This window comes from Mesorhizobium temperatum, from assembly GCF_002284575.1.
Taxonomy (GTDB): domain Bacteria; phylum Pseudomonadota; class Alphaproteobacteria; order Rhizobiales; family Rhizobiaceae; genus Mesorhizobium; species Mesorhizobium temperatum.
In genome coordinates this window covers 74,661-88,230 of the sequence record NZ_NPKJ01000007.1, presented here as the reverse complement: position 1 = coordinate 88,230, position 13,570 = coordinate 74,661, and the positions used below count along the sequence as shown (strand labels likewise).

Sequence of the window (13,570 nt, the reverse complement as noted above, 5' to 3'; positions counted from 1 at the left end):
GAGCCCAATGATTTTGAAGTCGATATTCGCGGCCGCGGTCGCCCTCGCGGCCTCCATGCCGCTAACCCATGGCGCGCGCGCCGAAACCGTCACCGACATTAGCGGCCGCAAGGTCGAGGTGAAGACGCCGGTCGAGAAGGTCATCCTCGGCGAAGGCCGGCAAATCTACCTGATTGCCGCGCTCGATACCGACAACCCATTCAAGCGAATTGTTGGCTGGCGCGAGGATTTCTACCAGGCCGATCCCGACAATTACGCCGTCTATCTGGAAAAATTCCCCTCGATGGCCACGATCCCGACCTTCGGCGGTTTCAAGGACGGCACCTTCGACATCGAGCAGGCCATCGCGCTTCAGCCGGACGTGATGATCATGAACATCGAGTCCAAGCAGGCGACCGAGGACGCGCAATATATCGAAAAGCTCGCCGCCGTCGGCATTCCGGTGGTCTATGTCGATTTCCGCGAGCATCCCTTCACCAACACCGAGCCGAGCATGCGCCTCATCGGCAAGCTCTTTGGCCAGGAAAAGCGCGCCGAGGCGTTCATCGCCTACCGCGCCGCGCAGATCGCGCGCGTCACCGAGGTGATCGCAGAGAAGGATCCAAAGCGCCCAACCGTCTTCGTCGAGCGCGCCGGGGGCTATTCCGACGATTGCTGCATGAGCTTCGGCAACGACAATTTCGGCAAGTTTGTCGAGATGGCCGGCGGCCGGAATATCGCGGCGGATCTGATCCCGGGCACCTTCGGCGCGCTCAATCCCGAACAGATCATCGCAAGCGATCCTGACCAGGTGATTGTCACGGGCGGTAACTGGGAGGCCTATGTGCCGGGTGGCAAATGGGTCGGCGTCGGTCCCGGCGCGGACGAGGCGGCAGCACTGAAGAAACTCAAGGGCCTGACGGAGCGGCCCGCCCTCACCGGCATCAAGGCGGTGGAGAATGGGCGGATCCACGCCATCTGGCACCAGTTCTACAACAGCCCGTATCAGTTCGTCGCCATCCAGCAGATGGCCAGGTGGCTGCACCCCGACCTGTTCGCCGATCTGGACGCTGAGGCCACCTTCAAGGAGTTGCACGAGAAGTTCCTGCCGGTCGACTACAGGCCTGGCCATTGGGTCTCGCTCTCCAATGAGCAGTGAACCAGCGGCACTATCGGCCAAAGAAGGGCGCGGCCTCTACCGCGCCCTCGTCCTGCGCAAGCAACTCATCCTCGCAGGGCTCGCCCTGGCGCTGCTCCTGAGCCTTTGCATCGACCTCGCGCTCGGCCCGGCCAGCTACAGCCTGGACCAGGTTGTGCTCGCGCTCGTTTCTCCCAGCAGCGTCCCGCTTCAGGTGCGTGTCGTGCTGTGGGAAATCCGGCTTCCCATCGCGCTTATGGCCGTGGTCGTCGGCGCGGCACTGTCCGTCGCCGGTGCACAGATGCAGACTATCCTCAACAATCCGCTCGCCAGCCCGTTCACGCTCGGCATTTCGGCGGCGGCCAGTTTCGGCGCCGCGCTCGCGCTCGCCTTCGGCGTCACGCTCATCCCCGCGGCAATCGAATATGTCGTGCCGCTCAACGCCTTCGTGGTGGCGATGCTGACCGCGTTCGTTATCCACCTGCTGAGTCTCAAGCGCGGCGTGACGGTCGAAACCATCGTGCTTCTCGGTATCGCGCTCGTATTCACCTTCAATGCGCTGCTGTCGCTCGTCCAGTATCTTTCCTCAGAGCAAGCGCTCGCCGCGGTCGTGTTCTGGACCATGGGAAGCCTCGCAAAGGCCACCTGGCCCAAGCTCATCATTACCAGCCTCATCCTTCTCGCAACGCTTCCGATATTCGCGCGCCGCGCCTGGGCGCTGACGGCGCTGCGGCTAGGCGAAGACAAGGCCGCGAGCTTTGGGGTCAAGGTCGCACGGCTGAGGCTCGAAACCATGATGATGGTGAGCCTGCTCGCCGCCATTCCCGTCGCCTTCGTCGGCACGATCGGCTTCATCGGGCTTGTCGGTCCGCACATCGCCCGCATGCTGATCGGAGAAGATCAGCGCTTCTTCCTGCCCGCCTCGGCTCTTTCGGGGGCACTCATCCTTTCGGCGAGTTCGGTTGCCAGCAAGTCGCTCATTCCAGGCACGATCTTCCCGATCGGCATCGTCACCTCGCTTATCGGCATTCCCTTCTTCATCTCGCTGATCCTCTCGAATGTGAGGCGCTCATGGTAACGATCAGGCTCGATGGACTCGGAGCCTTCCACGGGGCGCGGCTCGTCCTTTCGGACGTTTCAACTCCCATTTTTCGGGGCGGCGAGGTAGTCGCCGTTATCGGGCCTAACGCAGCGGGCAAGTCGACGCTGTTCAAGCGCATCGCAGGACTTCTGAAGGGCCCGGGGCGTGTCTGCCTCGATGGAGCGGCGAAGGGACCGGGTGGCATCTGCTACATGCCGCAGGATACGGCAGCCAACGCAGTGCTAACCGTTTATGAATCGATCCTGCTCGCCCGCAAGCAGGGCGCGGCCTGGTCCGTTAGTGATGGCGACCTCGCACTCATAGACGGCATCCTGACCGCGCTCAGCATCTCGGATCTTGCCTTTCGCAATGTCGGAGAATTGAGCGGGGGGCAAAGGCAGGTGGTGAGCATCGCCCAGACCCTCGCGCGCGAACCTGAAATCCTGCTGATGGACGAGCCGACGTCCGCGCTTGACTTGCACCGGCAGGTCGAGGTGCTGAGCTTCATGCGCGGGCTCGCGCACAAGCAGGGGATTGCGGTGCTGATCGCAATTCACGACCTCAATCAGGCCCTGCGCTTCGCCGACAAATGCATCGTCATCGCCGACGGCCGGATGATCGCCTGCGGCACGCCGGAAGAGGTCGTTACGCCGGCGCTCTTGCGTGACGTTTATCGCGTCGAGGCGCGGGTCGAGCGCTGCTCGCGGGGCATCGGCCATGTAATGGTGGATGGCATCGCGGACGAAGCGGCAGCGGCCGCGTCGATAGCAGCTTAGGCATCTGTGGTCGAAAGCCAAAACCTAGAAAATAGATCGAAAGTTCTGGCGTAAACGTTTGAATTAAAAATATTTTCCATCGCCAAGGCGGCTATTTTGGCGACAAATGGAGGCGTTCACTCACGACCGCTGCACGTCCTTCGACGAGCCGCTTTTGTACGAGACACCTTGGCTAGACAGAGGTCGTGAAAACGCGCGATAAGGTTAGCCTGCGCTAGATTCAAAGATGGCCGGGGCACCAGAAGATGGCACGCCGAATATGCAACGCAATGCTTGGCTTCGCGGCGCTTGCCATAACCGCGTGCCAATCGGCTCCTGAAACGCCGCGACCCACCCTCGAACCTGCATTAGAACCTGGTACCATTCCTGCCCAAACTGCCTCGGATCCTGCCGCTGTTCCCTCCGGCTCAGCAATTATGGATCAATCCGTGGCGGTCACTCCCCCCGACAAGGCCGTTCCGACAAAGTATGCTGTTTTTTCGGGTCTATGGGCCGGACGATTGGATGGGATGTATGACGCCAAACTTGCTGTTCAGACGATTTCTTCCAATGGGAAGGTGACGGTTACCTATGCGTGGGGAACTCTGGGCGACAACCATCCGGGAGAGGCCGCCGGCGCTGGACGAATTGTGGGGACTACGTTGAAGCTTGAGCGCCTACCGAATGGCGCAGACGTCAGTTTTGTCATGCGGCCCGACAGAACCCTGGCCGGAACCGTTAGGCTTGCCGGCCAGACCTACACGGGCGCGTTCCTCAAGCAATGATCAAAGACGTGTCTGAAGGCTATGTAGGGGCCAGGCGACTGTTCCATATCGCAGCCTGCTGTTCCGGGGTGGGCGGCCTGCAGGCCGTGATCCCAAATGTGAGCCTTAATTCATCTATGGTCGGCATTCCGATTGCCTTTTCAGGGCTTGGCCAGTGAGTCAGTATCCCGAACACTCAGTCGTAGGCATTGGCAAACATGCTCAAATTGTCAGTGCCGTGTTTGAAGCGTCCGGCGTACGAACCTTGTGGCAAGAGCAATGCCTCGCCTGAACCCATCCGCAAAATTACAGTCTTCGGCCCGCTTGAGAGGTGGACTGGCCGATCAAAGACGGTGCCGTCAATGTCAACCGCGCCCCGTAATGGCGTTCCGGTTGCGCTGTACAGGCCATATACGCTAGGGAATGGGACATCGAAGACCTCCTGCTCATCGAGGTAAAGTCGACGGCCGGCAATCCTCAAGTTTGGTGCGACGGTGACATAGCTGTTCCGGATCAGAGGTGCGATTACGGGATAGATATATTCCGTGCGGTAAGACCACAGGATCATTTTAGGCGGAGACTTACTGAATACTTCATAGGCCTCGGATCTGTCGCCCTGCCGCAAAGTCGCGAGGACATAGTGTCTATCAAGCCATAACGTCGACGGTTCGCTCCTGTTGGGCAGCATCCCGATGCCGTCGAAGTACCGGTCACCCGGAGCGAGCAAAGATTCTGCACGCGCGACCAGTTCAAGTTGCGCCGCGTTGTTGAAACGAAGGTAAACAATATTGCTGACGAAACTTAGGACCACGGCGGTCACCAGCGCCACCGATGCAATTCGAAAGTGGCGTGTGTTGGCCACGATCCGATCCAATGGTGCCAGTGACCACAATGACATGAACGGCAACGCCATGATGAATACGTAAGGCCAAGGCTGATCGTGAATGAAGACCAGAACGGTGATCACGATCGAGAAGATAAGCGCGATGCGATTTCTTTCCTCAAGCTGCCTGAACCGCATCAGTGACAAAGCCATTCCAGAGAAACAGAAGACGTAGAGTACTACGTTCCGCAAAAGCGTCTGCAACACGAGGTGCCTCAGTCCGCCGTACTCAACACCCCCGCGGGTCGCAACTTCAATCGGACCGAATACAAGGCTCTCGGCGATGGGGACCGGGTTGCTGCCGCCGAAAACGAAGCAGTACGCAAGGATCGAAAGAGTCCACCCCAACACCAGACATGCCCCGCGAGCCAGCCCAGTTGAATAGCGTCTCATCATGGCTGCGTCAGTGAACAAGCCGAGCCCCAGCGCAACATTGAAGTAGACCGATTTTTGAGTGGCCAGGAAAGCCAGTCCGCTTAGGACGCCTGCAGCAAGTACATGCCGTGCCCTCAACGCATGTGCGCGCACCACGACCAGGAGCGCAGCCACCGCGAAGAACACCGCCAGCGGTTCGGCGATTGTTCGGAAAACACGCTCCATGAAGTTCGAAAAGCACAGTAGGACGAGAACGATGCTTAAGGCACGCACGCGATCCTCCCCGAGCGCACGGGCGCAGGCGTATACCATGGCAACGATCGCGCAGCCCAGGAGCGCGGTTTGTATGCGCCCGACAAGCAGAATAGACGTGGCATCCCAGCCTACCAGGTGCGCCAGCTTAAAGAACGCTGTCGAACCCGCCGCTTTACTCGGCTGAATTGTATCGAAGAGTTCCCTGAACAGATATTTGGCGTATCCGAGCTGCCCGAACTCGTCCATGACGAAGAGACTATTCCACGCAAGGACGAAAAGCAGAATAATCTTCACCATGATAAGACCGAGTACGATTGTGCCTATCTGGTATCGGTCTCCACCGTAGGCTTGCATTCAAAGATCGCCCCGATTTTCAGGAGAATTGGGCTTCTCTCCTCGTGCCAACGCAAGTAGACGCTCCGCCATAGACCTCCAGTCATAATGTGCTAACGCGTAGCGAGCCATGGCGGCCCGTTCTTTAGATGTGGGTGCAAGGGAATTAATGGCTTGGGCGCAACGTCTGGCCGAGCCTTCCGCGTCGCTGAGATCGATGGTCACGCCACAGAGCCAGTCGGTTGCGCTAGGGTCGGCTCGGTTGCTGGGTTCACCGCAGACGACCGGCAGCCCAGATGCCATCGCCTCCTGGATTACGAGCGGAAAGCCTTCGCCCACACTCGGCAACAGCAAGAGGTCAACACTGCGATAGAGGGCGGCTAGAGCCTGCGGGCTCTGAGTCCCAAGGTCATGGACGTTGGCGAGTCCCCACATGGCGGGGCAGATCGGTCCGCTGCCGACCATCAGAAAGGTCAGGTCTTCCCTGGACGCAGCCAGGGCGCGTACCACCCTGAGCCCCTTCTTCTCGACATAGCGACCAACGAAGAGAATGCGGCGCGCACCCGGCGCAATTGGCATCCCGGCCAGAGCGTCCGGCTCGGGAGCCAAACCTTCGCCGGGATGAAAAACTGCACTGTCGACACCATTGAACAGTAGGGAACACGGCATGCGGGCTGGCGTACCGACAAGGTCGTGTCGCACGCTATCGCTAATGAACACGAGTGCGTCGGCCGCCCTCAGCATCGGGCGCGTGACGACGATGTTGGCCAGTGCAACTGCCGAGCGGAGCACGCGCGATGAAAAAGCAACGCCAGCAATATGCTGGATCAAGACAACGCGCTTGCGGTGCGCCTTCGCCATCAGCAATGCGAGTATCGAGGTGACGTACAATGCGTCATGCACCACCACCGCGTCGCAGCGGCGCACTTCGCGAGCCAGGGTTCGGATCGCGCGCGCACCCGGTAGGGGCATGGGCAGGCCAGTGATCTTCTCGATTGGGTTGGCGCAGGCAAGCGAATGCGCCTCAACTTCGGTATACGGCGCTGGATCGGCATTACTGGCCGCCCAGACTGCCTCAGCACCTAAGCTTGCGAATTGGCGGCACAATTGTCCGGCGACACGTTCTATGCCGCCGCCATGGGCCTCATAGAAATGGCTGATCGTGAGAATGCGCAACGGGTTATTCGGTCATACTGGCTCGAAGCGCATTGTTACTTCGAGCCGATTGGGAAACAGCAGTGCACCGACGCTTTTTCGATAGCGCGCTGGTGTAGCGCGACCAGCGATGCGGTAGCCACTGTTGGCGGCCAGCATCTCCCATTCTGCTCGAGTGAGGTAACGCGCCCAGATCATGCCCCCAAAGGGGATATTCCCTATGGCATCCAAGGCCATGAGCCGCAGGTTGTCCAGCGTGCCGCATCTTTCGTGATCCTTGATATAAAGTGGACCGGTTACTACCCGCCGTATTTCGCGCAAGAGATCCGAACGGGCAGTGACCGGAACGTGGTGCACCACGTTGTTGAGCGTCGCTGCTTCAAAAGTTGCGTCAGCGAAAGGTAGTGTTTTGCCGTCATATTGCCGGGTTGGTACGCTGAGCGAGGAGCAGAAGCGATCGATTAGATCAACTGCCTGGACCTCGTCGACTGGGAAAAGTTCCGCCATGGCCTGGGCAATCACGCCAGTGCCGCCGCCGACGTCGAGCAGGTTCCGATGGCGCGCGGCCCATACCTCACGCAAACTATCGAGCATCGTCGCTTGGTAAATTGGGACCCTGCTCCGATACATCGCCAGATGACGCGATAGGATGACTTGCAGAAGCCGCGGGTCGATTGGCGACATCGTTGTGTTCATCGTCAATCACCTGAGCTCCGTCCAGCGGGTCGGCGTGACGATGGCCCAGCGACCGAGCAGGAAATTCAGAGCTAGCATGCAGACCGAAGCGATCGGTGCGGCGAATGTCATCGGCAGATCGACCTGCTCATGCCAGAACCAGGTGGCAACGAAAGCGAACGGTATATTTGCCGACATTGCGATGAAGTAACGAACCAGGCCAATCGCGGCTAGCGGCTGACGAAAAGTGAACAACCCATGCAGAACATACCCGGCGCAAGCAACGATACCGAAGGATAGCAGCACGGCGAACCACAGCGGCATACCGACACTATCTGCCAAGATGACAACGGCGTTGTGTAGCGCTATGCACAGGCCGGCGACAGCAACGTAAGCGAGAGGGGTCCGCACAGTCATGCAGCAGCCTTGCGAGCTCGTACCAGGAAGACACACGCGTCGTCATCGCGTATGTGAGCGGGCGTAATCCGGTCTTCCAACTGAGCGCGCAGGTTCATCAACACGGCCAACGAGGACGCCAAAATACCACCGATGATAGGCACACGCCTGAGGATGAAAGAAAATCCCGTCGATCGGATCAGTGTGGTAGTCGCCAGCGGACCGACGATTGCGTGCACATCCTCCACTTCGAGGCCTCGATTGGCGAGGTCCACGATAAGCCCGGTGCGTGTCCAGCGGCGATGATCTTCGGGGTGAGGATGATAGAGCCAAGTGCCGTGGGTAGATAGCAGCAGCACGCCATCATCGCGCAACAGCCTCCGTATTTCGCCACAATAGGCGTCGAGGTCGCGCACGTGCTCAAGTACCTGCACCGAAAGCACTGCACCTGCGGCACCATCGGCCAGCGGCACACGGCCCTGCTCGTCTATTTGCAAGAAACCGTCACCGCCGATGTCTGCACCGCAATAATCGATATTCATCTGACGCATCATGTCAGCATACGGCATGTCGCCGCAGCCAAGGTCTACCATCAGCGAGCCTTGTCTGACATGCGCACTTGCTTCTTCCCGCAACAGTCGCGCAAGCGCGCGTAGGATCAGCCAGTCCGTATCCCAGACGCGTGGAACAGCCCTGCGTTGCCTCATGCGGTCCAGCCCCCAAGAACACGCATGATCTGCCCCGCGGCGTCGCCATCCATAGCTAGACCCGCAAGGGGGGCAAGCAGGTCCGGAATCCCCGAAACCGAATGGTTAGCAGACACGTCGATTGTCCAGGTTATCCAGGAGCAATTTGAGTACAAACCCGGAAAGCACCATGGAAACGCCTGCCACGCAGGCCGTGGTAATCACAAAAGTCAGATGCACGGATTGCTCCATTGAGCCGCCAACGAAGATCCATCGCAGCGCCAGCAATATGTCCCCGAGGAAACCAACCGTCGCGAGCACACCTCCGGAGAGGACTAGCCATTCCAGCGGGCGACTGCGCGTCAGCCAGGCGATCATCAGTCCTGCGGGTATAGGGTGATAGATTGCGATCGCTACCTTGGCCAGCGTCCCGAAGAGAATGGCCGAAAGACCGATCAATGTTGCCATGGACGAGAGCGCGACGAAGTGGATCCCGAAATACTGCCCACCTATGGTGACAGGCCCAGCAGCGAGGATGGCAAGCCCGATGACACCGGCGATCAGCAGGATTAGTCCGGGTAAAAGATACATCGTGTCCGGTGCATGAGCTACGATCAGCCGCAGGTGTCGCCACCCGTCACGGAAAGAGCGCAGGTGTGGAGGGCGGTCACGTTTGTCTGGATAGAGCTTGATTGGCACCTCACGGATGATCAATCCGGCGCGATGCGCGTTGATGACCATTTCGGAAGCGAATTCCATACCGGGCGAGCGTGCGCCCATTCTTTGGAATGCGTCACGAGTGAAACCCCGCATCCCGCAATGAAAATCGCCTATGGGAGAGTGGTGAAGCCAGCGCGCAATCGTCGAAAGCACAGGATTCCCAAGATATCGGTGCAGAGGAGGCATGGCGCCCGGCTCTATCCCGCCAGCAAAGCGATTGCCCATGACCAACTCCGCGCCATCCTCCAGCGCGTCGATGAAGTCGTCGAGTTTGCTCCAGTCGTAGGAATCGTCTGCATCGGCCATGATCAGGTACTTGCCGTGCGCAGACCCAGCCGCTGCACTAATCGCGGCGCCGTAGCCCTTGACCGGCTGGTGCGCGACGCGCGCACCAAGCGACCGGGCAATCTCCACCGAGCGATCGCTCGATCCATTGTCCCCGACCACCACCTCACCTCTGATCCCCCGCTTTGCGAACGCATCAAGCGCCTTTCGAATGCAGATGCCGAGCGTGCGCTCTTCGTTCAGGCAAGGTATGATCGCCGATACCAAGGGAGCCTCCAACTCAAGGAAGCCTTGGTCAGTTTGGCCCGTCGCGACGTCAGACCAGCTATTCATCATTCCACCTGATCCAGTCGAATCGTCAGCTGCATCGAGAGTCGGGCATGTGACCAACGTGTTGCTTCTGGCCTTTATCGACCTGGAAAGAACAAGTTGCGTAATTATTTCCAAAGCCTAATTACCGTTGGGCGCGTTAATTTTTTGTGCTTATGCAACCACGACGATTGCAATCAGGAACACGATAGCTCCTGGCCAACACGACGCGCACAGCGCAAACCTAGCGGGAGAATGTCTGGAACTTTGGTGGATAGCTGTCGTTCGCGTCAATCTGCAAGCCTGCAGCCGCTTTGGGAGGCGTTCGGTCAGCTCTTAGCTGACGTTGAGGCCGGTCATGACACGGTGTTGCAAATCACCTTCGCCAGGCTCTGACGAGCCGAGGGGGAATCAAGCAGGCACTCCATTCGAAGACGCGATGTGAGCGCAGAATGTCGCGAAATCGCGTAAAGACGCTGCTCAAGTTCGAGTGTACAGCGGTGGCGGGACCATAAGGGGCGATGCGGAACGATCCAATTCAAGCCCACGAGCCCGCCTAGCGGTTGGGCTGTGCATCCGGACAGACGCTTAACGGGCTCGCCCTCATGACACGACCAACGGAGGAGAATGAGATGACCGCAGGCGGTTGGATCTATTCGACGTTCGCTTGGTCGCCTGTCTACCCGCTGACCGCGTCACCAAGAACCTTTGTGCGGGGTTGCATGCGCGCGGCGGCAGGCGCGAAGACCGAAATCGCCTTCGGGTGGACCTTGAAATGCGCCGGGGTCGAGGTGACGATCTCACCATCGGTGTTCACCGGCATCGGCCTTTTCGTCTCGATGTCGAACTCGACGCATCTGGCCGTGCGAACCTCGCTCCAGGCGCCGTGTGTGCCTGAGCGGAACGAGCGCAGCAAGAGCGCCATCTTCCAGAGATTCGTCATTTCCAGGCTGTACAGGTCGAGATGGCCGTCATCGATCTCCGCCGTCTCCTCAACGACGTTGCCGCCGCCATAGTGCCGGCCGTTGCCGACTGCTATCTGGTAGGTCTCGACCTCGGTCGCTACCCCCTTTTCGGTAATCCTTGCTTCGAAGTGGCGGGCCTTGGTCAACACTTTCATGGCCGCCAAGGCATAGCCAAACCTGCCGAAACGTTTCTTCAGCGCCGGGTCGAGACCCTGGGCAAGGTCGGTGCTGAGGCCAATGCTCGCAACATTGAAGAAAGCGTGACCATTGACGGTCCCGACATCGATCAGACGCCTTCCGCCCTGTACAATCACGTCGGCGGCCTTCCGCAGATCCAACGGTATTTCGAGCGTTCGTGCCAGATCGTTCGCCGTCCCCATCGGAATGATGCCCATCGGCAGCCCGCTTTCCATCGCCGCGACCGCCGCCGAGGACACCGAGCCATCGCCGCCGCACACGATCACAAGGTCGGCCCTATGGCGAAGGCGCACGATGTCGCGTGCTATCTCGGGCAGCGCCTCAAACGTCTCGACGCTGACGCGGAGCCCGCCGGCTTCCAGCCGTTCGACGACCGGTGCGATAGATTCCTGCCCGCGTCGCGCCTTTGGATTGACGAGCAGAAGCGCGCGTCTGGTCGTGATGTCGTTCATGCGGCGTAGATAGGGTGCGTGCCTGCGGATTACGACGTCAACAGGCGCGCCTGGGAAGACCCAGAGTTGAATTTTCGTAACAGCCCGAATTGCTGGTTGTCACATCCGATGAGGAATCTGCACAGTTGAGGCCGCTGTGCGCCCGTCTCCGCTGCGGTCAACTTGGCCGAATCTGGCGCTCAAACGTCCTTGGTGGGCCGACTTCTCGATGTCGACCGTCGATGATCCGAAATTTCGGTTTCATGACCTGTTCAGAGCGGTTTCCGGATCCATTTTGCCAGGACGCCAATGATGCCCTCCCGGAACAACAGCACCGCGACAACGAAGATGATGCCTTGGCCGATCGTGACCCAGTCGCCAAATGTCGCGAGGTAATTCTGCATCGTGACGATGACTGCCGCGCCGACGATCGGTCCGAACACCGTGCCCATGCCGCCTAAGAGCGTCATCAGCACGACCTCGCCGGACATGGTCCAGTAGACGTCGGTAAGCGACGCCAATTGGAACACGATTGCCTTGGTTGCGCCGGCGACGCCGGCGAGCGTGGCCGACAGCACGAATACGGCGAGCTTGTAGCGGTTGACCCGATAGCCCAGCGAGATCGCGCGGGGCTCGTTCTCGCGGATCGCCTTCAACACCTGTCCAAACGGCGAATGGATGATCCGATAGATCAGCAATATGCCGGCGAAGAAGATGGCGAGCACGAAGAAATAGAGGACTTCGCTCGAGCGCAGGTCGATCAGCCCGAACAGATGGCCACGCGGCACGGCCTGGATGCCGTCCTCACCGCCGGTAAACGCCGCCTGCAGCGAGAAGAAATAGATCATCTGCGCAAAAGCCAGCGTCACCATGGCGAAATAGATGCCGTGGCGGCGAATGGCGAGGGAGCCAATCGCGAGACCGAGCACGGCTGCCACCAGCGTGCCCGCGATAATGGCGAGTTCAGGCGTCAGACCCCACACCTTTGCCGCATGGGCCGAGACGTAGCTCGCCATGCCGAAATAGGCAGCGTGGCCGAACGACAAAAGCCCGCCATAGCCGAGCAACAGGTTGAAGGCGCAGGCAAACAGCGCGAAGCACAGCACCTTCATGACAAAGATCGGGTAGAGCAGAAATGGCGCGGCGATGAGGAAGACGAAGAGCGCGGCGAAGATCGCAAAGTGATGACGTGGCATGCCAGCGGCGCCAACCGAGGTGATGGCCGCCATAGCGATCGGGTTGGTGTCGGTTGTCATCACACACTCCGCCCAAACAGACCCGCGGGCTTGACGAGCAGCACGAGCGCCATGATGACAAAGATCACCACGGCCGAGCCTTCCGGATAGAACACGCGGGTCAGGCCCTCGATCAGCCCAAGCCCGAAGCCGGTGAGGATCGAGCCCAGTATCGAGCCCATGCCGCCGATGACGACGACGGCGAAGACGACAATGATCAGGTCTGCCCCCATGTTCGGATTGACTGCGTATATCGGCGCGGCGAGCACGCCGGCAAAACCCGCGAGTGCGACGCCGAAACCATATGTGAGCGTGACCAGCAGCGGCACGTTGATGCCGAACGCGCCGACCATGACAGGGTTCTCGGTAGCTGCCCTGAGATAGGCGCCAAGCCGGGTCTTTTCGATGATGAACCAGGTCGCGAGGCACACGATGAGTGAAGCCACGATCACCCAGGCGCGCGAATTGGGCAGGTACATGAAACCGAGATTATGCCCGCCGGTCAGAAGCGGCGGCGGCGGGTAAGGCAGGCCGGATACGCCGAAAAACTGGCGGAAGAAGCCGACGATGATCAGCGCCAGGCCGAAAGTGAGAAGCAGCCCGTAGAGATGGTCGAGGTGATAGAGCCGTCGGATCAGCACGCGCTCGAGCACGATGCCGGTGACGCCGACGATCGGCGGCACGATGAACACGGCCCACCAGTAGCCGACGCCGAGATAGTTGAGCAGCATCCAGGCGCCGAAGGCGCCCAGCATGTACTGCGCGCCATGCGTGAAATTGATGATGTTCAAGAGCCCGAAGATGACCGCCAGCCCGAGGCTCAGAACCGCATAGAACGACCCATTGATCAGCCCGAGCAGCAATTGGCCGAACAGGACCTGCGGCGGAATTCCAAGCAGTTCGAACATGGTCGCTCCGGCTGACTTGTCGACGAAGGACGCGCCGAGCGGCT

13 protein-coding genes are annotated in these 13,570 nt (G+C 59.7%); 4 read left to right on the top strand and 9 right to left on the bottom strand.

The window, feature by feature from the left end; translation table 11 throughout:
* The first annotated feature begins 7 nt into the window (after window positions 1–7).
* The 4 genes from CIT26_RS01930 to CIT26_RS36365 all read left to right on the top strand — a co-directional run bounded on the left by CIT26_RS01930 (window position 8) and on the right by CIT26_RS36365 (window position 3,738).
* Entirely contained in the window at window positions 8–1,138 is a 1,131-nt protein-coding gene (locus CIT26_RS01930; protein ID WP_095490990.1) for an ABC transporter substrate-binding protein, read from the top strand.
* Window positions 1,128–2,195: a FecCD family ABC transporter permease gene (locus CIT26_RS01925; protein WP_095490989.1), complete on the top strand. Its 1,068-nt coding sequence runs from the start codon at window positions 1,128–1,130 to the stop codon at window positions 2,193–2,195. Before CIT26_RS01930 ends, CIT26_RS01925 begins: the two co-directional genes overlap by 11 nt.
* Window positions 2,189–2,974, top strand: a complete 786-nt coding sequence (locus CIT26_RS01920) for an ABC transporter ATP-binding protein (RefSeq protein WP_095490988.1) — start codon at window positions 2,189–2,191, stop codon at window positions 2,972–2,974. Before CIT26_RS01925 ends, CIT26_RS01920 begins: the two co-directional genes overlap by 7 nt.
* A gap of 428 nt (window positions 2,975–3,402) precedes the next feature.
* The gene (locus tag CIT26_RS36365) at window positions 3,403–3,738 is read left to right on the top strand and encodes a hypothetical protein (RefSeq protein WP_245318986.1); all 336 of its coding nucleotides are present in this window, start codon (window positions 3,403–3,405) and stop codon (window positions 3,736–3,738) included.
* Window positions 3,739–3,913: 175 nt separating this feature from the next.
* Here CIT26_RS36365 and CIT26_RS01910 read toward each other — a convergent pair whose 3' ends face one another.
* The 9 genes from CIT26_RS01910 to CIT26_RS01870 form a co-directional block, all read right to left on the bottom strand.
* Window positions 3,914–5,584, bottom strand: a complete 1,671-nt coding sequence (locus CIT26_RS01910; RefSeq protein WP_095490987.1) for a DUF7055 domain-containing protein — start codon at window positions 5,582–5,584, stop codon at window positions 3,914–3,916.
* Window positions 5,585–6,739 (bottom strand): glycosyltransferase family 4 protein, encoded by a 1,155-nt coding sequence (locus CIT26_RS01905; RefSeq protein WP_095490986.1) that lies wholly within the window; start codon window positions 6,737–6,739, stop codon window positions 5,585–5,587.
* A gap of 12 nt (window positions 6,740–6,751) precedes the next feature.
* The gene (locus CIT26_RS01900; RefSeq protein ID WP_143747761.1) at window positions 6,752–7,414 is read right to left on the bottom strand and encodes a class I SAM-dependent methyltransferase; all 663 of its coding nucleotides are present in this window, start codon (window positions 7,412–7,414) and stop codon (window positions 6,752–6,754) included.
* Between the two features lie 6 nt (window positions 7,415–7,420).
* Entirely contained in the window at window positions 7,421–7,810 is a 390-nt protein-coding gene (locus CIT26_RS01895; RefSeq protein ID WP_095490984.1) for a GtrA family protein, read from the bottom strand.
* Entirely contained in the window at window positions 7,807–8,496 is a 690-nt protein-coding gene (locus tag CIT26_RS01890) for a class I SAM-dependent methyltransferase (RefSeq protein WP_095490983.1), read from the bottom strand. Before CIT26_RS01890 ends, CIT26_RS01895 begins: the two co-directional genes overlap by 4 nt.
* A gap of 105 nt (window positions 8,497–8,601) precedes the next feature.
* Window positions 8,602–9,816, bottom strand: coding sequence for a glycosyltransferase family 2 protein (locus CIT26_RS01885; RefSeq protein ID WP_280951076.1), 1,215 nt, complete (start codon window positions 9,814–9,816; stop codon window positions 8,602–8,604).
* A 652-nt stretch (window positions 9,817–10,468) separates the two neighbouring features.
* A complete protein-coding gene (locus tag CIT26_RS01880) occupies window positions 10,469–11,404 on the bottom strand; it encodes a lipid kinase (protein WP_095490982.1) in 936 nt (311 codons plus the stop codon).
* Window positions 11,405–11,655: 251 nt separating this feature from the next.
* On the bottom strand, window positions 11,656–12,639 hold the full coding sequence (locus CIT26_RS01875; protein ID WP_095490981.1) for a branched-chain amino acid ABC transporter permease: 984 nt from the start codon (window positions 12,637–12,639) through the stop codon (window positions 11,656–11,658).
* A complete protein-coding gene (locus CIT26_RS01870; RefSeq protein ID WP_095490980.1) occupies window positions 12,639–13,526 on the bottom strand; it encodes a branched-chain amino acid ABC transporter permease in 888 nt (295 codons plus the stop codon). Before CIT26_RS01870 ends, CIT26_RS01875 begins: the two co-directional genes overlap by 1 nt.
* Window positions 13,527–13,570 lie beyond the last annotated feature (44 nt).